Origin of the sequence: Bradyrhizobium altum (assembly GCF_020889705.1) — a bacterium.
Classification (GTDB): Bacteria; Pseudomonadota; Alphaproteobacteria; order Rhizobiales; family Xanthobacteraceae; genus Bradyrhizobium; species Bradyrhizobium altum.
Genome location: NZ_JACMYP010000077.1, coordinates 1 through 23,055 on the forward strand (window position 1 = coordinate 1; position 23,055 = coordinate 23,055).

Consider the following 23,055-nt stretch of genomic DNA (forward strand, 5'->3'; position numbering starts at 1 on the left):
CAAGATGCTGGTGCGGCTCGCCGGCGAGGCGCGCGCCAAGGGATAGAGGAGGGATAGGGGACACGACCTGCCGACACCGAGCGGCGGTGCTGTGCGCGACGAGGCATGGTGTCGCACGGTGCGGCTCCGCGCGCGTTTGCCGTGGCCGGGCGCAGCGTCCCTGACAGCGCGATCATTTCGTGCCGGCGCTGATATCATCGCCGATGGGCGTGATGCGCGTTGCGAGAATTTCCAGCGCTGCTGCTCCGGAGAATCGCTCGGATCGCGAGCTTCAACCGCTGACGCGCACGTGCAACGCGGTGATTGCGTTACCATCGATCGCTACGATCAGTGATCCTGCTGCCGCCGAACGCAGCCCGCGTTGCGGAACATTCGCTGCTGCCGGGCATTGTAGTCACCCAGCTTCGACGATGGCGTATTGAGCTCGATCGAATGCAGCTCAATGCCGACCCAGTGGCGCTATCCGCGTGCAACACGATCGTGGACGACATGCCTGGCACTGCAGCGCAGCGTCAACTCGCGGCGGTCCATCGCAACGACACATCCTCAGCGCGAAATGCATACCCGGCATTCTCCGTGCCTGCTGCGTTGCCCGGCGCGGATACACGCCGATCGCTGGCACTCTTTGTGCATCGCAATGCCTTGCGCGCGGCGGGAAAGGCGACGAAACGTCGCCCGATCGCCGTGAAAACAACGAGAAAGCGAAAGCAAAGCGAAAGCGTTTCGCGCTGCGGTATTTGCGCCCGATGATGTGCCCGCCTTGGAATAAACCAAAAGCCATTCGACTGGCTTGGCAAGCCCGGCGATCCCCACTATTAGGTCGCCGGACCGGGGCCGAGAGGCTATATTCTGATGACGGTCACCGCGGCGGAGCGCGACGAGCGATGTTCGCGCGAACAAGGATACGCGGGTTCGAGGAGGTTCTTCGTGCAAGAGACGGGCGTGCATAACGGTGCCTTCGGCGCCGACAAATTCGGCTTAAAAAATCTCAAGGGCGTGCATTGGAACTATGGCGCGCCGCAGCTCTACGAGCACTCGTTGCGATCAGGCGAAGCGGTGCTCTCGGCCGATGGCGCGCTTTGCGCTGATACCGGTGAGTTCACCGGCCGCAGCCCGAAGGACAAGTTCACGGTCCGCGACGGTCTGACCGACAAGAGCATGTGGTGGGCTGGCAACCAGTCGATCACCTCGGAGCAGTTCGCAACGCTCCACGCCGACTTCCTCAAGCATGCCGAAGGCATGACGCTGTTCGCGCAGGATCTCTATGGCGGCGCCGATCCGAAGCATCGCATCAAGACGCGCGTCTTCACCGAGCTTGCCTGGCACTCGCTGTTCATCCGCACGCTGCTCATTCGCCCCGAGACGTCGGAGCTCGCGAGCTTCGTGCCCGAACTCACGATCATCGATCTGCCGAGCTTCCGCGCCGATCCGAAACGTCACGGCTGCAAGTCGGAGAACGTCGTCGCGATCGATTTCGCCCGCAAGATCGTCCTGATCGGCGGGTCTTACTATGCCGGCGAAATGAAGAAGAGCGTGTTCACCACGCTGAACTTCTATCTGCCCGAGAAGGGCGTGATGCCGATGCATTGCTCGGCCAATGTCGGCCCCGATGGCGACACCGCGATCTTCTTCGGCCTGTCCGGCACCGGCAAGACCACGCTCTCGGCCGATCCCAAGCGCACGCTGATCGGCGATGACGAGCATGGCTGGAGCGAGGACGGCGTCTTCAATTTCGAAGGCGGCTGCTACGCCAAGTGCATCAAGCTGTCCGGCGAAGCCGAGCCGGAAATCTATGCCGCCAGCAAGCGCTTCGGCGCGGTGCTGGAAAACGTCGTGCTCGGCGCCAATGATCGCGTGCCCGATTTCGACGACGGCTCGAAGACCGAGAACACCCGCTCGGCCTATCCGCTCGATTTCATCCCGAACGCCTCGCGCACCGGCCGCGCGCCGCATCCGAAGAACGTGGTGATGCTCGCCGCCGACGCCTTCGGCGTGATGCCGCCGATCGCCAAGCTGACGCCGGCGCAGGCGATGTATCACTTCCTGTCCGGCTACACCGCCAAGGTCGCCGGCACCGAGCGTGGTCTCGGCAACGAGCCGCAGCCGGAATTCTCGACCTGCTTCGGTTCGCCGTTCCTGCCGCGCGATCCGTCGGTCTACGGCAACCTGCTGCGCGAATTGATCGCCAAGCACAATGTCGATTGCTGGCTGGTCAACACCGGCTGGACCGGCGGCAAATACGGCACCGGCCGCCGCATGCCGATCAAGGTGACGCGCGCGCTGCTCACCGCGGCGCTGAACGGCTCGCTCCGCAATGCCGATTTCCGCACCGACAAGTATTTCGGCTTTGCGGTGCCGACCTCGCTGCCGGGCGTCGAGCCGCACATCCTCGATCCGATCAAGACTTGGGCCGACAAGGTCGAGTTCGACAAGACCGCGCGTGCGCTGGTCGGCATGTTCCAGAAGAACTTTGCCAAGTTCGAAGCACAGGTCGACGCCGAAGTCCGCGCCGCCGCGCCGGAAGTGAAGCTCGCGGCGGAGTAGTTCGCGCAAGCGATTTCGCGATTTGAAAAGGCGGCCCTCGTGGCCGCCTTTTCTGTTTTGATACCCGGCGAGCGCGCGCCACTGCTAATTCCGTCACCCTGAGGAGCGCGCAGCGCGCGCGTCTCGAAGGGTCGACGGCCACCAGCCGGGCCGTGCATCCTTCGAGACGCGCCTGCGGCGCTCCTCAGGATGACGGGATTGGACTCCTCCGTGGACTACTCCCCCATCTCCGGCAGCACGGCGTTGCTCGGCGTCTGCCGATCCGTGATCTGCAGGCCGAACAGGCTGCCGATCAATTCGACCGCGACGCGCGCGGTGCGGCCGCGCTCGTCGAGGAACGGATTGAGCTCGACGATATCGAGCGAGCGCACCAGCCCGGAATCGTGCAGCAGCTCCATGATGAGATGGGCTTCCCGATAAGTCGCGCCGCCCGGCACGGTGGTGCCGACCCCGGGCGCGACTTCCGGATCGAGGAAGTCGACGTCGAACGAGACATGCAGCACGCCGTTCTTCGCCCTGACGCGCTCGATGACGCGGCGGGTCAGCACGGCGACGCCGAACTCGTCGATCTGGCGCATGTCTGATATCGAGACGTTGCGCTGCCGCAGCAGCTTGCGTTCCAGCGGATCGACCGAGCGCGTGCCGATCAGGTCGAGCTGATCCGGCGGGATCGAGGCGCGCGGCAGTCCGCCGAGCAGGTCGTCGAGGCCGGGCTCGCCGCACAGGAAGGCCGCCGACATGCCGTGCATGTTGCCGGTTATGGTGGTGGCCGGCGTGTTGTAGTCGGCATGCGCGTCGACCCACAGCGCAAACAGCGGCCGGCCCTTTTCCTGCCAGTAACGCGCGACGCCGTTGATCGACCCCATCGACAGTGAGTGATCGCCGCCCATGAAGATCGGGATCGCGCCGGAATGCGCCAGCCAGTAGGCGCGCTCGGAGAGGGCGCGGGTCCAGGTCTTCACCTCGTCGTAGAATTTGGTGCTTGCCGGCGCGGGGCCGTCGGCGACCACGGCCGGGATCGCAAGGTTGCCGTGGTCGTCAACCCGGAAGTCGAGCTGCTCGAGCAGGCGCGCGATGCCCGCGGTGCGCAGCGCGTCCGGGCCCATCAGTGGACCGGGCTGCGACGCGCCGATCTCGATGGGAACGCCAAGCAAGGCGATGCGCGAGGGTCTGGAATTGTCGGCTTCAGACATGCGGCAGGCTCCCAAAGGCGTGGAACAGAAGCGACGCGCCAATGTCCCCTCAACCCCTGAAATAGGCAACCCGGTCCAATCCGGCCATGTGGATAGTTGAGTTGTGCGTCCAGATTTGACGCGTTTTCTTCACCGCGAACCGGTGCCCACTTCGCTTGAAAACGCTCTACGCCTTGAAATAGGCGATCTGCGTGGTGGTGGCGAGCAGGCGGCCGGACGGCGACCACAATTCGCCGTGCTGGTCGCCGTAGCTCTTGTGGAAGGTCTTGGCGTCGGCTGTGGCGAGCACGCGGGTGGTATCTTCCGCATCCATGTCGGCGGCATCGACATGGAAATAGGTCGTCAGCGATACCGTGCCGAACGGCACCAGCTCGTGCCGAGCGTGGAACACGCGGCCGAAGAACGCGTCCGACATCGACATCAGCGACAGCGCATCGAGCTTGCGCGGCACGCGGTCGGCGATCCAGAGTTTTGAATAGGGGCTCGACGGTTGCTTCGCGGCACCGCCGCCGAGCTTCGGTTCGCCCTCGGCGAAGCGGAAATCATACTGGTTGGCCCAGGTCATCGCGAGCTTCGGATAGGGCCGCAGCTCTTCGAACGGCACCGCGCCGGGAAACTCGGCGGGCTGGTGCGACCACGACGGGCGGCGCTCGGCGAACACCGCGGTCGCCAAGGTCGTGACCTTGCCGCCGCCTTGCGTCGTCTCGACCGACCAGTGCTGGCTCGAGCGGTTGACCCGGACCAGGCGGACGTCGAGATCGAACACGCCCTCGGCGACTGGCGCGCAGTAATTGACCGTCAGCGCCAGCGGATCGCCCGCGCGCTGCGGGTGCTGCATCAGGGCGCGCAGGATCGTCGCGGCCGTGCAGCCGCCGAACGGGCCGACGAACGCCCAGTAATCCGGGCTGGTCCGTCCCTGCCAGCGGCTGTCGCCGGCAGTCACAGCGGTGGCTTCATCGAAAAGGTGCGGAGCCTTGGTGAGCATGAATTACCTTGAATACTTGCTCGTCATTGCGAGGAGCGAAGCGACGAAGCAATCCATCGATCCGCATAGCCGCGCGATGGATTGCTTCGCTTCGCTCGCAATGACTGCGTGAAGTTCACTGACTATATCGCGGGCTATCGTGCCGAATTCAATGATGTCGGACGTAATCGATTTCCGCGTCCCGGGATTACCCCTTCGCCTCGCGCTGGTTGTCGAGCTGCGGCGAGGCGCTCGGATGCACCGGCACGTGCCAGATGTCCTCGGCATATTCGCGGATGGTGCGGTCGGAGGAGAACCACGCCATGCGCGCCACGTTGAGGATCGAGGCGCGGGTCCAGGCCGGAGGCACCTGCCAGCGCGCGTCGATGCCGCGCTGCGCGTCGTAGTAGGAATCGAAATCGGCCGAGACCATGTAGTGATCGAGGTAGCGCAGCGCGTGCCCGATCGAGGCGAAGCGCGCGGCATCGCCCGGCGAGAACTCGCCGCTCTCGATGGCGCGGATCGCGCGCTCGAGCCGCGGCGACTTGCCGATCACGTCGCTGGCATCGAGCCCCTGCTTGCGGCGGACCATGACGTCGCCGGCTCGAGGCCGAAGATCGCGATGTTCTCCTCGCCGACATTGTCGCGGATTTCGATATTGGCGCCGTCGAGCGTGCCGATGGTCAGCGCGCCGTTCAGCGCGAGCTTCATGTTGCCGGTGCCCGAGGCCTCCATGCCGGCGGTCGAGATCTGCTCGGAGAGATCGGCGGCGGGGATGATCACCTCGGCGAGGCTGACATTGTAGTCGGCGAGGAAGGCGACCTTCAGCCTGCCGCCGAGCGAGGCGTCGTTGTTGACGATTTCGGCGACGTCGCTGATCAGCTTGATGATCAGCTTGGCGTAGCGGTAGCTCGCCGCCGCCTTGCCCGCGAAGATTTTTACGCGCGGCACCCAGTTCGCCGCCGGATCATCCTTCATCGCGTGATACAGTGCGATCGTCTCCAGGATGTTGAGCAGCTGCCGCTTGTATTCGTGGATGCGCTTGATCTGCACGTCGAACAGCGCCGACGGGTCGACTTTGATGTGGTTGCGCTCGCCGATCAGCCGCGCCAGCGCCAGCTTGTTGTGATGCTTGACGTCGCGGAAGCGCTTCTGGAATTCCAGATCGCTCGAGTGGGGCTCGAGCCGCTCGAGCAGCGAGAAGTCGTCGAGCACGGCCTCGCCGCAGGTCTCGCGCAGCAGCGCGGTCAGCCGCGGGTTGGCCAGCATCAGCCAGCGGCGGAAGGTGATGCCGTTGGTCTTGTTGGTGATGCGCGACGGGTAGAGATGATGAAGGTCGTGGAACACGGTCTCCTTCATCAGGTCGGAATGCATCGCGGAGACGCCGTTGATGCGGTGCGAGCCGACAAAGGCGAGCTGGCCCATCCGCACGCGGCGGCCGCTGCGCTCGTCGATCAGCGAGACCGAGGCGCGGTATTCGATGTCGCCGGGGAAGCGCTCTTCGGCGAGCGCCAGATGGGCCACGTTGATGCGGTAGATGATCTCGAGATGCCGCGGCAGCAGCCGCTCGAACAATTCGACCGGCCAGGTCTCGAGCGCTTCCGGCAGCAGCGTGTGGTTGGTGTAGGACAGCGTCGCGACGGTGATCTTCCAGGCCTCGTCCCAGCGGAAATTGTGCAGGTCGACCAGGATGCGCATCAGCTCGGTGACCGCAAGGCTCGGATGGGTGTCGTTGAGCTGCACGGCCGCCTTCTGCGCGAGGTTGCGCAGGCCGCCGTCGGAGGCGAGATGCCGCTTCACGAGATCCTGCAACGAGGCCGAGACGAAGAAATATTCCTGGCGCAGCCGGAGCTCGCGGCCCGCCGCGCTCTCGTCGTTCGGATAGAGGAATTTGCAGATCGCTTCCGCGCGCGCCTGCTCGGCGCTCGCCGAGACGTAGTCGCCGGTGTTGAAGACGTCGAGCTGGAGCGGGTCGGGCGCGTGCGCCGACCAGAGGCGAAGCGCGTTGACGTGCTTGCCGCGCCAGCCGACGATCGGCGTGTCGTAGGCCATCGCTTCAACGGTTTCCGCCGGATGCCAGGTGGCGCGATCGCGGCCGCGCTCGTCGACATGCTCGACATGGCCGCCGAAGTGGACGTTGTAGACCACCTCCGGCCGCTGGAATTCCCAGGGGTTGCCGAAGGCGAGCCATTCGTCGGGATATTCCTGCTGCCAGCCCTGGTTCATGATCTGGCGGAACAGGCCGAAATCGTAGCGGATGCCGTAGCCGGTCGCGGGGATCGCCAGCGTCGCCATGCTCTCCATGAAGCAGGCCGCGAGCCGCCCGAGGCCGCCATTGCCGAGCGCCGCATCCGGCTCGCATTTGCGCAGGTCCGACAGATCGACGCCGAGGTCGCCGAGCGCGGCCTCGAACAGCGGCAACAGTCCCATATTGTTCAGCGCGTCGGTGAACAGGCGGCCGATCAGGAATTCGAGCGAGAGATAATAGACGCGCTTGGAGCCGGCGTCGTAGGTCTGCTTCTCGGCCGTCAGCCAGTGGTGCACGATGCGGTCGCGCAGCGCCAGCGCCGCCGCCTTGTACCAGTCGCGCCTGGTCGCAACGGTGGCGTCCTTGCCGATCGCCAGCCGGAGCTTGGCGAGGATCGCGCCCTTGATCTCGGTCAGCGCCAGCTCGTCGATCGGCTGGTTCAATGCCGGGTAGTTTGTTTGTTCGTGCAAAGCGCTCAATCCCTGCCGTTCAGACTTCCGGATCATGATGCGATCATATTGTCCGGATCATGCCCCAAGCCGATGATACGCGCGTTGCATGGCAATCGAAACCGCCTGGACGTTGCCGTGCATAGCGCTGCCGACATTTTATGCAAGGACCGGGCCGATTCAGGGTCCTTCGGAACCGTCGTTGCCGGTGCTGCGATCGGCCGTGAGAGCCGGGATTTTGCGACAATTTGGCGGAGGATGCGTGATGAGACTCTTGATCGAGATCGCAGCCGCGGCGTTGCTCATGGTGTGCATCACGGCCACAAGCGCAGCCTATGCGGCGGGCAAAGTCGGCCGCAGCGCCGACGGCCTGAGCTGCAGCTTCAGCGTGACCCAGAACGCTTCGCCAGCCGCGCGCTGCGCCGCCATCAAGCGGCAATGCGGTGGCAAGTTCTACGCGAATGCCTGCGGTGACAAGCTGCTGTCCGCAGCGAACTAGGTGGCCGCACAGCGCGCCTTCACGCGCAATCAAACACCGTGGTGATACGGATTTCCAAGGCTTAACGAGTTCTTTACAAACACAGCTGTCGCTCGTGGGGCGGGCACATTTTTCCAGCTCCGACGCATTTCATTCCGAAGCAATTTTCAACGGGCCGCTGACTTAGTCAGCGGCCCGAATTGCTTTTGCAGGCCGCGTAATCGCTCTCTCATACGGACTTGCTTCGCGCCACATCGTCGTCCTGGCGAAAGCCAGGATCCATTACCCCAACTGTCAAATGAGGCCAGACAGGTCGTTCCAATCCGGGCTTTCAGCTTCGATCAGCTTGATCTTCCAATCCCGCTTCCAAAACTTCAGTTGCTTCTCGCGGGCGATCGCTTCCTGCGGTGTGACGAATTCCTCGAGGTGGACGAGACGGAAGGTCTGATATTTGTAGACGAACTTGGAGCCGCGGCCCGAACGATGCAGTTTGAGCCGGGTGCGAATGTCGTTGGTGACGCCGATGTAGAGCGTTCCGTGATGGCGGCTCGCGAGGACGTAGACGTAGTAGCTGCTTGCAGCGCTCATGGTTTGGCCCAAGCTCGCGAGTGACCAGCCGGGTAATGGGTCCTGGCTTTCGCCAGGACGACGCCTGAGGGGCGATCTACAAAGAACGAATTAAGAACACTTTAGCAAGTCTTTGATATATCATTGTGATTCGGTGCCTGCGCCGACACAATATCTATGGTCTCTCAGTCTCCGCGAGGACTACATGTCCACCATCGCCTTTGATCAATTCGCCCTGACCCGGATTGCCGATTTCGCGCGGTCGCTGTCGCGGCTGCATCAGGCCTCGCGGCGCCAGCCGATCGACGACGACCAGCTCGACCGCGAGTTCAATGCGGTCTGCATGTCGATCTGGGGCTACACCACGGATGATTTCAGGGACGAGCTGTTCTCGAACGAGGATCACGCCTGGCTCGACTCGCTCGATGAGGCGCATGCGCGGATCTTCGCCGGCGAGCAGGGTTACGATCTCGTCGACGATCACGGCATGCTGACGGACTGGTGGGGCTATTGCTGGATGATCCTCGCCGAGAAGCGCGGCCTCCTCAACCCGGAGAACCGCGCCGCCGCGCGGGCCGCGATCGAGGAGAAATACATGGCCGCGCCGAACGTGATCGGCGTGATCGTGGCGCGCTGAGTGGCGCAGCTCGAAGCCGTCAGTTCGCCTCGGCCCGCTTAGCGGGCTTTGCGGCGTTGCCCTTCGGCACCACGGACGATGGTGCCGACGGCGCGACATCGCGGCTGGTTTCCGGCAGCGGCGCGTCGCTGGCGATCTCGGCGCTGACGGGAGCGACCTTCATTTCGCCGAGCCGCGCGCGCACCGCCGCGGTCAAGCCGGGATAGGAGGCGATCGGCGTGAAGTCGAACGACTGTTCGTTGCCGACGCGGACGCCGGTGTAGGCGACGAGGCCGTCGGAGGTCGCGATCACGTCGCCGGCACGCAGCGAGGCATCGAGCGCGAGGTCGACCGGCGCGAGCCCGGCCGGGTCGCGGCCGTTGCAGGTGCAGTCGGCGCGCAGCGCCTTGCGATAGGCGAAGGCGTTCTCGCTGTCGGCGTAGCGCTCACCCGTGGCCGAGGCGGAGCTGTCGATATGGCTGCCGTAGTAGACCTTGGTCGCGCTCGCGGGACAGAACGCCTGGCAGAGCTGCGCCGGCGTCGCGCTGCCGCGCATCGTCAGCGGAAAATACTTGCCGTCGCAGCTGCGCACGCAATACGCCGGTCCGGAACCGGCCACGCGCGGCGCCGAGGCCGGCGCGGACTGCTGCCGTTCCGGCTGCTGGTTGAGGCCGAACGGATCGGCGAAGAAATTGGCTTGCGGCGGGGCCTGCCGGCCCTGCTGCTTCTGGGAACCGCCGAAGAAGAAATCGAACAGGCCTTCGGCCGAGACGGGAGCGGGCACGACCAGGACGGAACCCGCAAACGCAGCGGCGGCAAGCATCACGCGGCGCCGCATGCGCCGATCACTCAACTCTGTACGCAACGCCAACTCCACCCGACGCGCCTCGCCGCGGCGACAAGGTGCCCCGGCGGCTTCACCATAGTGCCGGATGGTAAACGAGCGATTGATCAGGGTGACGGCGCCGGAAGGAGTTGACGTTGCGCGGACGCCTCTTCACCTCGCCCCGCTTGCGGGGAGAGGTCGGATCGCATGAGCGGAGCGGAATGCGATCCGGGTGAGGGGTACAGGTCTCACCGCGTTCACGGCTCGTGGGAGCAGCCCCTCACCCCAACCCTCTCCCCGTAAGAACGGGGCGAGGGAGAGGAAAGACCGTCAGTCCTTCAAGAACTCGCCGGCCTTGTACAGCGCGCGGAACGGCAAGCCGGCTTCGGCGAATGTCTCGGTCGCGCCTTCCTCGCGGTCGACCATGGTGAAGACCAGCGCGATCTCGCCGCCGGCCTCGCGCACGGCTTCCACCGCCTTCAGCGCCGAGCCGCCTGTCGTGGTGACGTCCTCGACGATCACGATGCGCTTGCCCGCCAGGCTCTCGCCCTTGGCGAGCCCTTCGACGGCGAGCCGCGCGCCGTGCTCCTTCGGCTTCTTGCGCACGAAGAACGCGGCAATCGGATGACCCTTCAGCCATGACAGCTGTGCAATCGCGCCGGCGAGCGGCACCGCGCCCATTTCGAGTCCGCCGACGAAATCGAGCCTGTCGTCCTTCAGCGCTTCATAGGTGAGCTCGGCGAGCAGCGCCGCGCCTTCGGGATCGAGCATCGTCGGCTTCAGGTTGAAATAGAAATCGCTCTTGCGGCCCGACGCCAACGTGATCTCGCCGCGGCCGAACGAACGCTTGCGGATGATCTCGGCGAGGCGAGCGCGGGAGGCTGATTTGGACAAAGGCTTTTTCCCTTAGGGGTTCTTTGGGGGCTCTGAGGCGGCCGGCAATCTATCGGCGGTCTCCCGCACATTCCAGCGGGTAAATCCCGCCGTCAACAGTGCCCGCGCCGCCATTTCAGCGCAGCCGTGTGCGGAAAGCGCGGGTTGTGCGGCCGTTCCAATCCTCCTAAAGCAGGCGCCAAACACTCGGCTGGACGCCCGGCCAAACACTTGCACGGGAAGCGGAAATGACCATCGAGCTGCACACCTGGAACACCCCCAATGGCCGCAAGATCTCGGTGGCGTTGGAGGAAATGGGGCTGCCCTACAAGGTGATCCCGGTGAATATCGGCAAGGGCGAGCAGATGGCGCCCGCGTTCCTCGCGATCAGCCCGAACAACAAGATCCCGGCGATCGTCGATCCGGATGGTCCCGGCGGCAAGCCGGTCAGCATCTTCGAGTCCGGCGCGATCCTGCTCTATCTCGGCGAGAAGACCGGCAAGTTCCTGCCGAAACCGCTGGCCGAGCGGATTCCGGTCTATGAGTGGCTGATGTGGCAGATGGGCGGTTTCGGCCCGATGCCGGGTCAGGTGCACCATTTCATCGCGCTGGAGAACGAGCAGGACCGCGCCTATGGCCTGAAGCGCTACATGGCCGAGACGCGGCGGCTCTACGGCGTGCTGGACCGCCGGCTGGATGGCCGCGATTTCGTCGCCGGCGATCTCTCGGTCGCCGATTTCGCCATCCTCGGCTGGGCCTGGCGCCACCCGCGCCACAAGGTCGATCTCGCCGACTTCCCCAACGTCAAGCGCTGGTACGAGACGCTGATGGCCCGCCCGGCGACGAAGCGGGGTATGGAGGCGAAGCTGGATTGAAGACCGCTGAATCGTAGGATGGGATTGTCAGTCGGGCAATCGTACAGCCGTCTCTCTCGTCATTCCGGGGCTCGCCGTAGGCGAGAACCCGGAATCCATTCATCCAAACGTTATGTGGCTTGATGGATTCCGGGCTCGTGCTTCGCACGCCCCGGAATGACGATGGAAAGCCCTAGAATGGGTAGAGCGAAGCGGAACCCATCATCTCAACGCTCGGCACGAAGTTGATGGGTTTCGCTGCGCTCTACCCATGCTACGCGCCGCGCCGCTACGCCCGCCGCGCCTCGAGCGCCATCTTCATCGCGAGCCCCGCGAGCACCGTGCCCATCAGCCAGCGCTGCACCACGAGCCAGGTCGGGCGGGTGCCGAGAAACACCGCGATCGAGCCGGCGGCGAGTGCGATCATCGCGTTGACGCTGACGCTGATCACGATCTGGATCGAGCCGAGTGCGAGCGACTGCGACAGCACGCTGCCGCCGGCGGGATCGATGAACTGCGGCAGCAGCGCCAGATAGAGCATCGCGATCTTCGGGTTCAGCAGATTGGTGAGAAAGCCCATTGCGAACAATTTGCGCGGGCCGTCGACCTTCAGCGCCTTGACCTGGAACGGCGAGCGGCCGCCGGGCCTCACGGCCTGCCACGCCAGCCAGAGCAGGTAGCCCGCGCCGGCAAAGCGCAGCGCGTCATAGGCGTAGGGAATTGCAAACAGCAGTGCGGTAATGCCGAACGCCGCGCACAGCATGTAGAACACGAAGCCGAGCGCGACGCCGCCGAGCGAGACGATGCCGGCCGCCGGCCCCTGCGCGATCGAGCGCGAGATCAGATACATCATGTTCGGCCCGGGTGTCAGCACCATGCCGAGGCAGACGAGCGCAAAGCCGAGCAGGGCGGATGTGTGGGGCATGATGGGTCTCGCGAGGGGATACACGCACTTCTAGCGTGTCATCCGCCGCGCGGCCATGCTGGAATTGCTCTCGGAGCAATGTGGTTCGGCAAGCGGGAGAGGCAAAGCGCTCCTCAATGCGCCTCGTCCCAGTTGTTCGCGGCGCGGGCGTCGACCTGCAGCGGCAGCGACAGGATCACGGCGGGGAACGGCGCGTCCTGCATCACCTTCTGCACCACCGGCAGCGTCGCCGCGACCTCGTTGTCGGGTACCTCGAAGATCAGTTCGTCGTGCACCTGCAGCAGCATCTGCGCCGAGAGCTTCTTCTCGGCGAGTGCGTCCTCGACCCGGATCATGGCGCGGCGGATGATGTCGGCCGCGGTGCCCTGCAAGCGCGCGTTGATCGAGGCGCGTTCGTTGAAGGCGCGCACCGAGGCGTTGGACGCCTTGATGTCGGGGTAGTAGCACTTGCGGCCGAACAGCGTCGTCACATAGCCGTTGCGGCGGCAGAAGTCCTTGGTCTCGTCCATATAGGCGCGGATGCCCGGGAAGCGCTCGAAATACTTCTTGATGTAGGCTGAGGCTTCCTCGCGCGCGATGCCGAGCTGGTTGGCGAGGCCGAACGCCGAGATGCCGTAGATGATGCCGAAATTGATCGCCTTGGCGCGGCGCCGCACCTCGCTCGGCATGTCCTTGATCGGCACGCCGAACATTTCGGAAGCGGTCATGGCGTGAATGTCGAGCCCGTCGCGGAATGCCTGGCGCAGCACCGGCACGTCGGCGATCTCGGCGAGCAGTCGCAGCTCGATCTGGGAGTAGTCGGCCGACACCAGCTTGTGGCCTGGTGTCGCGATGAAGGCGCGGCGAATCTTGCGGCCGTCCTCGGTTCGCACCGGGATGTTCTGCAGGTTCGGTTCGTTCGACGACAGCCGGCCTGTGGTCGTCGCCGCCAGCGCGTAGGTCGTGTGCACGCGATGGGTTTGCGGGTTGACATAGTTCGGCAGCGCGTCGGTGTAGGTCGATTTCAGCTTCGAGACCTGGCGCCACTCGAGGATCTTCTTCGGGAAGTCGTGGCCCTGTTCGGCGAGATCGTCGAGCACCTGCGCGGTGGTCGACCAGGCGCCGGTCTTGGTCTTGGTGCCGCCGGGCAATCCCATCTTGCCGAAGATGATGTCGCCGATCTGCTTCGGGCTGCCGACATTGACCGGCTCGCCGGCGATGTCCTGGATCTCGGCCTCGACGCGGGCCGCGGTCTGGGCGAAATCGCCCGATAGCCGCGACAGCACCTGGCGGTCGATCGAGATGCCGCGACGCTCCATCCGCGCCAGCACCGACACCAGCGGCCGTTCCAGCGTCTCGTAGACCGTCGTCATCCGTTCGGCGACGAGGCGCGGCTTCAGCACGCGCCATAGCCGCAGGATCAGGTCGGCGCTCTCGGCGGCATATTCGGTCGCCTTGTCGATCGTGACCTGATCGAAGGTCAGCTTGCCCTTGCCGCTGCCGACGAGGCCGCCATAGCTGACGACGGCATGCCCGAACCAGCGCTCGGCGAGCGCCTCCAGCGCATGCGAGCCGCGGCCGGCATCGAGCGCGTAGGACATCAGCTGGGCGTCATCGATGTTGCGCAGCGTGACGCCGTGCTGCGCCAAGGTCACCGAGGTGAACTTGACGTTGAAGCCGACCTTCTGGATGCCGGCGGACTCCAGCAGCGGCCTCAAGGCCTTCAGCGCATCGGCAGTCTTGATCTGGCCGGGCGCGAGCCCCGCATCAAACAGCCCGGCGCCGCCACCGGCCTGCCGGTGGCTGAGCGGGATGTAGCAGGCATCGTTCGGCGCTACCGCTAGTGCCAGTCCCGACAACTCGGCCTGCATCGGATCGATCGATTCCGACATCGCCTCGATCGCGATGTAGCCGGTGTCGTGCGCACGCGCGACAAAGGCGTTGAGCTGGTCGAGGCTGCCGATCGCCTGGTAGGCCTTGCGATCGAAGCCGGTCTTGCGGATCGTTTCGCCGCGGGCCTCGGCCAGCGTTGCCGGCGTGCCCTTCAGGCTGGAGTTCTTGTCGTCGCGTGCGCCGGTCGGCTTGGCGCGCTCCCTCGTTGGCGAACCTGCCGGTGCGGCGGTTGACGGTGCGTCTCCCGGCGCGGGCGTCACATCCGACGGCGGCAGCGGCGAGAACACGCTGGCGCCGCTCTTGTTGCCGGGATCGGCATCGACATTGGCAGGGTCGATCTGCGCATAGTCGGCGACGCGGCGGGTGAGGGTGGAGAACTCCATCGCCTTGAGGAAGGCGACCAGCCGGCGCGAGTCGGGCTCGTGCACCGCGAGGTCGTCGAGCGGCACCTCGAGATCGACCTTGTCGTCGAGCAGCACGAGCTGGCGCGAGATGCGCGCCTTCTCGGCGTTCTCGAGCAGCGCCTCGCGCCGCTTCGGCTGCTTGATCTCGCCGGCGCGGAACAGCAGCTGATCGAGATCGCCATACTCGATGATCAGCTGGGCGGCAGTCTTGATGCCGATGCCGGGTACGCCCGGCACGTTGTCGGTGGAATCGCCGGCCAGCGCCTGCACCTCGACCACCTTTTCGGGCGGCACGCCGAATTTCTCGATCACCTCATCGCGGCCGATGCGGCGATCCTTCATCGTGTCGTACATCACGACCTTGTCGTTGACGAGCTGCATCAGATCCTTGTCCGATGACACGATCGTCGTGGTCGCGCCGCGCTCGGTGGCCAGCCGCGCATAGGTCGCGATCAGATCGTCGGCCTCGAAGCCGGCCTGCTCGAGGCAGGGCAGCTCGAAGGCGCGCACCGCCTCGCGGATCAGGGCGAATTGCGGGATCAAATCGTCGGGCGCCGGCGGCCGGTGCGCCTTGTAGTCGGGATAGAGCTTGTTGCGGAACGTGATCTCCGATTTGTCGAACACGATCGCCAGATGCGTCGGCCGGTTGTCCTCCGGCATGTCGCGCAACAGCTTCCACAGCATGTTGCAGAAGCCGAGCACGGCATTGACCTGCAGCCCGTCGGACTTGCGGTTCAGCGGCGGCAGCGCGTGATAGGCGCGGAAGATGTAGCCCGAACCATCGACCAGGAAGACGTGGTCGCCCTCAGCCGCAGCCTTGGCGGCGACGGGGTTGGCTGCGGTCTTCGGGGTTGGCTTGGCGGGGTCTTTGGAGGCTGTTTTCGGCATGGCCGAAACTTAGGGATTTTTGCGCGGATTGACAGCCTTACATGTGTGGATTCCGGGTGTGCCGCACAGCCAAATCGATCAATTCGAGGATGATGTACAGGCGTGGTCCCGTCATCCTAAGGTGCGAGCGCAGCGAGCCTCGAAGGATGAACGGCCCCACCGGTGGCCGTCGACCCTTCGAGACGCGCGCAAGAGCGCGCTCCTCAGGGTGACGGGGCAGCTGCGGAATAGGCTAAGCCTTGTCGCCGGTCGGCGAGAACAGATAGCCGCCGCCGCGGATGGTCCGGATCACCGACGGCTTGGTCGGGTCGAATTCGATCTTGCGGCGGATGCGCATGATACGCAGGTCGACGGCGCGGTCGAAGGCTTCCGCGTCGCGGGCATTGGCCAGTTCCAGCAGCCGCTCGCGCGACAGCACGCGCTTCGGGTTGGCGGCGAACACCTTGAGCAGGCCGAATTCGGAGGCCGTCAGCGGATGCTCATTGCCCTCGTCGTCGCGCAGCGCCTGGGCCTCGAGATCGAGCCATTTGGTGCCGAACCGCACCAGCTGCTCCTTTTCGGCCTTCGCGCTCGCCGGTTCCGGCGCAGCCGATTTCGCCGGCCCGCTCCGCCGCAGCACCGAGCGGATGCGCGCCATCAGCTCGCGCAGTTCGCAGGGCTTGGCCACGTAATCGTCGGCGCCGAGCTCGAGCCCGACCACCCGATCGATCGGGCTGGCAGTAGCTGTCAGCATGATGACGGGGACGTTGATCTTGCTCTTGAGGTCGCGAATGATCGAGAGCCCGTCTTCCTCGGGCATGTTGAGGTCCAGCACCACGAGATCGGGCGTGCTGCTCTCGATCTCCTTGCGCAGGCTCTTGCCGCCATCGCACAGCGTCACGCCGAAGCCGTGCATCTTGAGGTAATCGCCGACCATCTCGCGGGCCGGCGCCTCATCGTCGACGATGAAGATATGCGGGTTCTGGTTCATGATGTCTCTGTCGCCGGCAGTGTAACCGTAAAGGTCGACCCCTGTCCGGGGCCCGGGCTCTGTGCGGTCACATGGCCGCCATGCATGTCGATGATGCGCTTGACGATGGAAAGGCCGAGGCCGGTCGAGCTTTCGCCCGCGGTCGGCTTGGCCGACAGCCGCTGGAACCGGCCGAACAGCCGGCCGAGATCCTCGGGGCTGAGGCCGGGGCCCTGGTCGGCGATCCGGATCACCGTGTCGTTGCCCTCGTGGCTGACCGTGACCGTGATCTTGCCGCCGATCGGCGAGTACTTGATGGCGTTGCTGACCAAATTGTCGATCGCCTCGCGGATCCGGTCGCCATCGCACATCGTGACGAAGTGCTGCGGACCCGAGACCGAGATGCTCTGCTGCTTGTTGACGGCCGAGGGCAAGTTGGCCTCGGTGACCTCGTTGACGAGGGCCGCGATGTCGACCGGCTCGCGGCGGATGGTGATGTCGAAGGCGTCGGCCATCGCATCCGAGATCAGGTGGTCGACCATCGAGGTCAGCCGCTTGGTGGCGTCCCTGATGTGCTCGACCTGGGCGGTGACGTTCTCCTTCGGCGAGCCGGCGCCGATCAATTCGGTCAGCATCTCGGTGCGGCCGAGGATCACGCCGAGCGGATTCTTCAGATCGTGGGCGACAGTGCCGAGGATTTCGTTCTTGAAGCCGTTGGCGCGCTGCAGCCGCAGCCATTGCGCCGACAGCCGCCGGTTGGCCTGACTCAGCGCGCGGGTGCGCTGCGCGACGCGGTCCTCGAGCTGGGTGTTGGCCTCGTGCAACTGCTGGTACAGGATCACGTTGTCGAACGCGATCGACAGCCGGCTGGAGAAGATCTCGACCAGCGCCCGGTCGGTATCGGAGAGCTGGCGTTCGGCCTGCAACAGCACCACGACCTCGCGGCCGCTGCCGGTGCGCGAATAGAGCACGCTGCGATGGTCGGCGAACTCGTTCTTGCGGCGCTGGAAGGCTTCCTCCACCATGTGCCGGAGATCGGCATCGAGCGCCCTCGACGAGGTGGTGCCGATGAAGCGGCTGTAGCAGCCCGAGCAGGCCAGCACCGAGAAATCACACGCGGCTGCGTTGCCATCGTCGCGCAGCACCAGGATCCCTGCGCAATCGACATTGAGCAGCGAGGCGAGTTGCGTCAGCACGCCCTCGGCCAGCCGCTGCATCGACTTGAAGTCGTACAGCGTCGAGGCCGCGTCGATGATGATCTCGAGCCCGCGCCTTGTCTGCACCATGCGCTCGAGCTGCTGGTAGCTGCGCAGCGCGGCCGTCAGCGAGGTGAACAGCTTGTCGGCGGTGAGCTCGGTCTTCGCCTTGTAGTCGTTGATGTCGTATTGCACGATGACGCGCCGCTCCGGCGCCTGGCCGGGCTGGCCGGTGCGCAGGATGATGCGGACGGTCTCGTTCTTGATCTCGTTGCGGATGTATTCGACGAGCTCGAGGCCGGCGACGTCGGTCTCCATGATGACGTCGAGCAGCACGGCCGCGATGTCGGGGTTGTCCCGCATCAGCGTGCGGCCTTCGGCCGCAGAGTAGGCCGACAGGATCTCCAGCGTCGCGCCGTTCAGATTGTAATCGCTGAGCGCAAAACGGGTGCCTTCGTGGACGGCGTGATCGTCGTCGATCACGGCGATCTTCCATTTCCGTACCGGCGAGTCCTCCGGGGGGCTCTCGGTGTCGTCGATCAGTTGGAGGACATCGTCCTGTTCGGCCATTGACTGGTTCCGTCGGCTGCTGCGTCAGTGATCGTGGGCTCGCCCATGTCAGCCCCCTTGGCGATCCTGGGCATGATAATGCGAAAAGTGGTGCCTTGTCCTACCCTTGACTCCAGCATCATGCGTCCGCCGAGCTGCTGGGTGACGAGGTTATAGACGATATGGAGGCCGAGGCCCGTACCACCTTCGTTGCGTCGCGTCGTAAAGAACGGGTCGAACGCCTGTCGCTGCACGTCCGGCGTCATGCCAGCCCCGTCGTCTGCGAAGATGATCTCGACATCATCAGCGCCACGGCCGCGCGCCGAGATCGTGATGTTGCCGGAGCGGCCGTTGGCGAAGGCATGATTGACGGCGTTGAGGAAAAGATTGGTTAAGATCTGGCCATAGGCGCCGGGATAGCCGTCGATCAGGAGCCCATCGGGCACATCGACGGACAGCGCGATCGCGGCCTTCTTCAGCACCGGCCGCAGGCTCGCCACGATCTGGTCGGTCGCCTCGCTCAAGGCGAACTGGCGGCGTTCGGCGTGCGAGCGATCGACGGCGACCTGCTTGAACGACTGGATCAGTTCGCCGGCGCGTTGCAGATTCGAGACCAGTTGCTGCGATGCGTCACGCGAGGCGCGCACGAATTCGTCGAGCTTGGAGCGGCGCAGCGGCTCGGTCTTCAGGTCGTTCTCGAACATCTCGCTGCGGCGGGCAAAGCTCGAGGCGACCGTCAGGCTGATGCCGATCGGATTGTTGACCTCATGGGCGACGCCGGCAACGAGGCCGCCGAGCGCGGCGAGGCGTTCGGCATCGATCAGGTTCTGCTGGGCGGCGTTGAGCTCGAGCAGCGCGCTCTCGGCCTTCTCCTTGGCGCTGCGCAGCTCGTCCTCGGTCTTGCGCTTGGCGATCGCGTTTTCGCGGAAGACCTCGACCGCACGCGCCATGGCGCCGACCTCGTCCTTGGCCAAGGTGCCCTGCACCGGCCGGTCGAGGTCGCCCGAGGTGATGGTGCGCATCGCGGCCATGATCTGCGCCAGCGGCAGCCGGATCGACAATGCGATCATGACGCCGGCCGACATGATGACGCCGAGGAAGATCACGGCGATCGACAGCACCCGGCGCGAGATCGACCTCAGCGTCCTGTCGAAGGTCTCCTGCGCCTTCTGCTCGCGCTGGCGCATCTTCACCGAGAGATCGTCGATCGCGCCGATCGCGTCGGCCTGGCTGGCGTCGATCGAGTTGCGCAACAGATCGGTGCGGTTGGTGAGCTGTTCGCTGAGCTTGCCTAATCCGTCGCGCAGCTCGGCGGTCTTGACCTTGAGCCGCGCCAGCGCCATGCGCTGCAGATCGTTCTCGGCCAGATCGGTCATGACGGGAATCGTCTTCTCGATCGTATCGATGTTGCGGCGGGCTTCCTCGGCCGACGAGGAGGCAAGCGAGAGATAGTAGGCGTTGGCGGCGACCAGCAACGAGGTGAAGGCTTCGCGCGACTTGCCGAGCGCGGGCCAGATCAGTGCGTCGCGATGGCCGGTGGCGCCCTCGATGATCGAATAGAGCCCGGCCATGTCCTTGGTCGGCGTCAGCACCTCTTCGTCATAGGTCTTGGAGATCGTGGTCTGCACGGTGCGCAATTCACCGAAGCCGTCGAGGAATCGGCTGGTGACGCGCTCCAGCTGCTCGACCGAGCCCGACAGCATCGGGTCGGTCGAGGCCCGGTTGGTCAGCGTGCCGAGCACGGCCTCGCGCAGCAGCAGGATTTCCGCAAACAGGTCCGGGCTCGGCTGGTTGATGTAGCGATGGATCAGGTTCTGCAGACGGCTGGTCTCGCTTTCGAGCTTGGCCAGGATCTTGTCGGATTCGCGGACCTGGCGGACATCCTCCCAGGCCGAGCCGAGCACCTTCGAGCCGTTCCAGATCAGCACCGCCAGCACGATCACGACGGCGGAGTTGAGCAGCGCGATCGAAAGAATGCGCCAGCGGATCGGCACCGCACGCAGCAACTGGACGATGCGGAAACGGCCCTGCGGCCCAAAGGCCGCCCGCCGTCGCATCGTCCCGTCCTGTTTGGGCGCGTCCAAGATCCGGTCACTCCATGTTGCGGATGCGTTCGATCAGCGCTCCTATCGCCGGATCGCGCTCCGCCTTGGCATAGATGCCGGCCATCGCCGCCTCGAACGGCTTGCGGTCGAAATCGGTCACGACCTTGACGCCGGCCTGCTCGGCCTGCTTGCGCGAGCGCTCCTCGAGCTCCCGCCACTTCTCGCGCATGTAAAGGCTGGAGCGCTGCGCGGCTTCGCGGAAGATGGTCTGCTCATCCGGCGTGAGGCTGGCCCAGGCTTTGCGCGACATCACCAGCACTTCGGGGCTCACGGTGTGCTGGGTCAAGGTGTAGTAGCCGGCGTATTTGTAGTGGCCGGTGGTGACGAAGGACGGCCAGTTGTTCTCCGCGCCATCGATCAGCCGGTTGGCGAGCCCGGTCAGCACCTGGCCGTAGGCCATCTGGATCGGCTGCGCACCGAGCGCGCGGATCATGTCCGACATCTGTTCGGATTGCTGCACGCGCAACCGCAGCCCCTTGAGGTCGTCGAGCGAACGCACCGGGCGGACGCTGTTATAGATCGAGCGGGCGCCGGAATCGTAGAAGGTCAGTCCGACGAAGCCGTGGGCCTCGAGACTGTTCAGGATCTCGTTGCCGATCGGTCCATCCAGCACATGCTGCAGGTGCTCAAGGGATCGAAACAGGAACGGCATCGCCAGCACATTCACGGAAGGCACCATGGTTCCGATCAGCGCGACATTGGTCCGGTTCAGATCGATGGCGCCGGCCCGGGTCTGCTCCAGCGTCTCCTTTTCCTCGCCGAGCTGGCGGGAGTGGAAGACCACGATGCGGTGCCGGCCGCCGGTGCGTTCGGCGATCAGGCGGTCCATGTAATTCAGCGCCTGGACCGTCGGATAGTCTTCATTCTGGGTATCGGCGGTGCGGAATTCGCGCGCAAAGGCACTCGCCGAGACCGCTGTGCATAACAGCGCGACGGCAAGCGTTATTGTCCGCGAAAGGCCGGCGCGGCGATACACAGGCTACAATTCCCCTTGTGATTTGAGTCCGGGGCGGGAGGAAAAGGTTCAACGCTTTTAGCAGAATGGCGGTGGTTCGCCCATCTGCCAAACGTTAAAACCGCGCTGCAACCTGCGGTGTCGATTGAATTTGCGGTTGTAGCACCGTATGACCGCGTGTTGGCATCCGGGAACGGCTGGTCGTGAAGTTCGCTTTTAAGCTCGCCTTGAAGCTCCCGCACCTCGTCGTCGCGGCCCTTCTGCTTGTGGCACCGGCACGAGCGGCGACCGAGATCATGTGGTGGCACGCGATGTCGGGCGAGCTCGGCAAGCAGCTCGAGAAGCTCGCCGCCGACTTCAACGCCTCGCAATCCGACTACCGCATCGTGCCCGCCTACAAGGGCAACTACACCGAGACCGTCACCGCGGCGATCTTCGCGTTCCGTTCGCGCAGTCAGCCGGCGATCGTTCAGGTCAACGAGATCGCCACCGCAACCATGATGGCGGCGCGCGGCGCGATCTATCCGGTGTTCGAGCTGATGCGGGATCAATCGGAGGCGTTCGCGCCGTCGGCCTATCTGCCCGCGGTGGCCGGCTACTATGCCGATGTCGACGGCAACATGCTGTCGTTCCCGTTCAACGCCTCGACGCCGATCCTGTACTACAACAAGGATATGTTCCGCTCCGCCGGGCTCGATCCGAGCGCGCCTCCGAAGACCTGGCCGGAGCTCGGCATCTTGGCCAAGCGGCTGCGCGCCGCCGGTGCGATGTGCGGCGTGACTACCTCATGGCCGTCCTGGATCAATGTCGAAAATTTCTCCGCCTTTCACAACCTGCCGATCGCGACCAAGGCCAACGGCTTTTCCGGGCTCGACGCGCAGCTGATCTTCAACAACCCGCTGGTGGTGCGCCACATCGCGCAGCTCGCGCAGTGGCAGGCCGACAAGACCTTCGACTATAGCGGCCGCGGCCAGACCGCCGAGCCGCGCTTTCAGAAGGGCGAGTGCGCCATCTTCATCGGCTCGTCGGGCACCCGCGCCGACATCAAGGCCAATTCGAAATTCGAGGTCGGCTACGGCATGATGCCGTATGAACCCGACGTGCAGGGCGCGCCGCAGAACTCGATCATCGGCGGTGCAACGCTGTGGGTGTTGCGCGATCGGCCGCGCGCCGAATATGCCGGGGTGGCAAAATTCTTCGCCTATCTGTCGCGGCCCGAGGTGCAGGCCGCCTGGCACCAGAACACCGGCTACCTGCCGATCACCCGCGCCGCATTCGATCTCAGTCGCACGCAGGGATTCTACGAGCGCAATCCCGGTGCCTCGATCTCGATCGAGGAGGTCACGCTGAAGCCGCCGACCGACAATTCCAAGGGCATCCGGCTCGGCTCGTTCATCCTGATCCGCGACGTGATCGAGGAGGAGCTCGAGCAGGTGTTCACCGGCAAGCGTTCGGCGCAGGCCGCGATGGACAACGCCGTCGAACGCGGCAACCGCCTGCTGCGCCAGTTCGAGCGCGCCAATCCGGATCGGTGAGGGGGGCCGTCTGGTCTGCTCAACTGCTTCTCCGTCATCCTGAGGAGGCCGCAATGCGGCCGTCT

The 23,055-nt window shown here is 64.9% G+C and carries 17 protein-coding genes and 1 pseudogene; 6 read left to right on the plus strand and 12 right to left on the minus strand.

Going from position 1 to position 23,055, the window contains the following annotated elements:
- Positions 1–330 precede the first annotated feature (330 nt).
- Together H8B02_RS19950 and H8B02_RS19955 are read left to right on the plus strand one after the other, a co-directional pair.
- Positions 331–750 carry a hypothetical protein gene (locus tag H8B02_RS19950; protein WP_229167797.1) on the plus strand — a complete coding sequence of 140 codons (420 nt, stop codon included), beginning with the start codon at positions 331–333 and terminating at the stop codon, positions 748–750.
- 177 nt (positions 751–927) lie between these two features.
- Positions 928–2,544, plus strand: a complete 1,617-nt coding sequence (locus tag H8B02_RS19955; RefSeq protein WP_229167798.1) for a phosphoenolpyruvate carboxykinase — start codon at positions 928–930, stop codon at positions 2,542–2,544.
- A 215-nt stretch (positions 2,545–2,759) separates the two neighbouring features.
- Here H8B02_RS19955 and rocF read toward each other — a convergent pair whose 3' ends face one another.
- The 3 genes and pseudogenes from rocF to H8B02_RS19970 form a co-directional block, all read right to left on the minus strand.
- A complete protein-coding gene (gene rocF / locus H8B02_RS19960; protein ID WP_229167799.1) occupies positions 2,760–3,737 on the minus strand; it encodes an arginase in 978 nt (325 codons plus the stop codon).
- Positions 3,738–3,903: 166 nt separating this feature from the next.
- Positions 3,904–4,722 (minus strand): acyl-CoA thioesterase, encoded by an 819-nt coding sequence (locus H8B02_RS19965; RefSeq protein WP_229167800.1) that lies wholly within the window; start codon positions 4,720–4,722, stop codon positions 3,904–3,906.
- 187 nt (positions 4,723–4,909) lie between these two features.
- Positions 4,910–7,455 (minus strand): annotated as a pseudogene (locus tag H8B02_RS19970) (glycogen/starch/alpha-glucan phosphorylase).
- A 208-nt stretch (positions 7,456–7,663) separates the two neighbouring features.
- On the opposite strand from H8B02_RS19970, the gene H8B02_RS19975 reads away from it, so the two are divergent.
- Positions 7,664–7,897, plus strand: coding sequence for a hypothetical protein (locus H8B02_RS19975; RefSeq protein ID WP_229167801.1), 234 nt, complete (start codon positions 7,664–7,666; stop codon positions 7,895–7,897).
- 273 nt (positions 7,898–8,170) lie between these two features.
- On the opposite strand, the gene H8B02_RS19980 is transcribed toward H8B02_RS19975, so the two are convergent.
- The gene (locus H8B02_RS19980) at positions 8,171–8,464 is read right to left on the minus strand and encodes a GIY-YIG nuclease family protein (RefSeq protein WP_229167802.1); all 294 of its coding nucleotides are present in this window, start codon (positions 8,462–8,464) and stop codon (positions 8,171–8,173) included.
- 184 nt (positions 8,465–8,648) lie between these two features.
- Between H8B02_RS19980 and H8B02_RS19985 the strand changes: the two genes are divergently transcribed.
- Complete coding sequence (locus tag H8B02_RS19985) at positions 8,649–9,080, plus strand: hypothetical protein (protein WP_229167803.1); 432 nt, start codon at positions 8,649–8,651, stop codon at positions 9,078–9,080.
- Between the two features lie 19 nt (positions 9,081–9,099).
- Here the strand turns inward: H8B02_RS19985 and H8B02_RS19990 are convergent, their stop codons facing one another.
- A complete protein-coding gene (locus H8B02_RS19990) occupies positions 9,100–9,897 on the minus strand; it encodes a DUF2865 domain-containing protein (protein ID WP_229167804.1) in 798 nt (265 codons plus the stop codon).
- Positions 9,898–10,215: 318 nt separating this feature from the next.
- The gene (pyrE, locus tag H8B02_RS19995; protein ID WP_092122894.1) at positions 10,216–10,779 is read right to left on the minus strand and encodes an orotate phosphoribosyltransferase; all 564 of its coding nucleotides are present in this window, start codon (positions 10,777–10,779) and stop codon (positions 10,216–10,218) included.
- A gap of 227 nt (positions 10,780–11,006) precedes the next feature.
- Between pyrE and H8B02_RS20000 the strand changes: the two genes are divergently transcribed.
- Complete coding sequence (locus H8B02_RS20000) at positions 11,007–11,633, plus strand: glutathione S-transferase family protein (protein ID WP_106324250.1); 627 nt, start codon at positions 11,007–11,009, stop codon at positions 11,631–11,633.
- Between the two features lie 268 nt (positions 11,634–11,901).
- Here H8B02_RS20000 and H8B02_RS20005 read toward each other — a convergent pair whose 3' ends face one another.
- From H8B02_RS20005 to H8B02_RS20030, 6 genes are all read right to left on the minus strand, one after another.
- Positions 11,902–12,537: a LysE family translocator gene (locus H8B02_RS20005; RefSeq protein ID WP_229167805.1), complete on the minus strand. Its 636-nt coding sequence runs from the start codon at positions 12,535–12,537 to the stop codon at positions 11,902–11,904.
- A gap of 113 nt (positions 12,538–12,650) precedes the next feature.
- Positions 12,651–15,701 carry a DNA polymerase I gene (gene polA / locus H8B02_RS20010; protein WP_229167806.1) on the minus strand — a complete coding sequence of 1,017 codons (3,051 nt, stop codon included), beginning with the start codon at positions 15,699–15,701 and terminating at the stop codon, positions 12,651–12,653.
- A gap of 232 nt (positions 15,702–15,933) precedes the next feature.
- Complete coding sequence (locus H8B02_RS20015) at positions 15,934–16,671, minus strand: response regulator (RefSeq protein ID WP_050425909.1); 738 nt, start codon at positions 16,669–16,671, stop codon at positions 15,934–15,936.
- Entirely contained in the window at positions 16,668–18,416 is a 1,749-nt protein-coding gene (locus H8B02_RS20020; RefSeq protein ID WP_229167807.1) for an ATP-binding response regulator, read from the minus strand. The genes H8B02_RS20015 and H8B02_RS20020 overlap by 4 nt, the downstream gene beginning before the upstream one ends.
- Complete coding sequence (locus tag H8B02_RS20025; protein ID WP_229167808.1) at positions 18,386–20,452, minus strand: sensor histidine kinase; 2,067 nt, start codon at positions 20,450–20,452, stop codon at positions 18,386–18,388. Before H8B02_RS20025 ends, H8B02_RS20020 begins: the two co-directional genes overlap by 31 nt.
- A gap of 34 nt (positions 20,453–20,486) precedes the next feature.
- Positions 20,487–21,476, minus strand: coding sequence for a TRAP transporter substrate-binding protein (locus H8B02_RS20030; protein ID WP_229167809.1), 990 nt, complete (start codon positions 21,474–21,476; stop codon positions 20,487–20,489).
- 206 nt (positions 21,477–21,682) lie between these two features.
- Between H8B02_RS20030 and ugpB the strand changes: the two genes are divergently transcribed.
- Positions 21,683–22,990, plus strand: coding sequence for a sn-glycerol-3-phosphate ABC transporter substrate-binding protein UgpB (gene ugpB / locus H8B02_RS20035; RefSeq protein ID WP_283842215.1), 1,308 nt, complete (start codon positions 21,683–21,685; stop codon positions 22,988–22,990).
- The last annotated feature ends 65 nt before the right edge of the window (positions 22,991–23,055 follow it).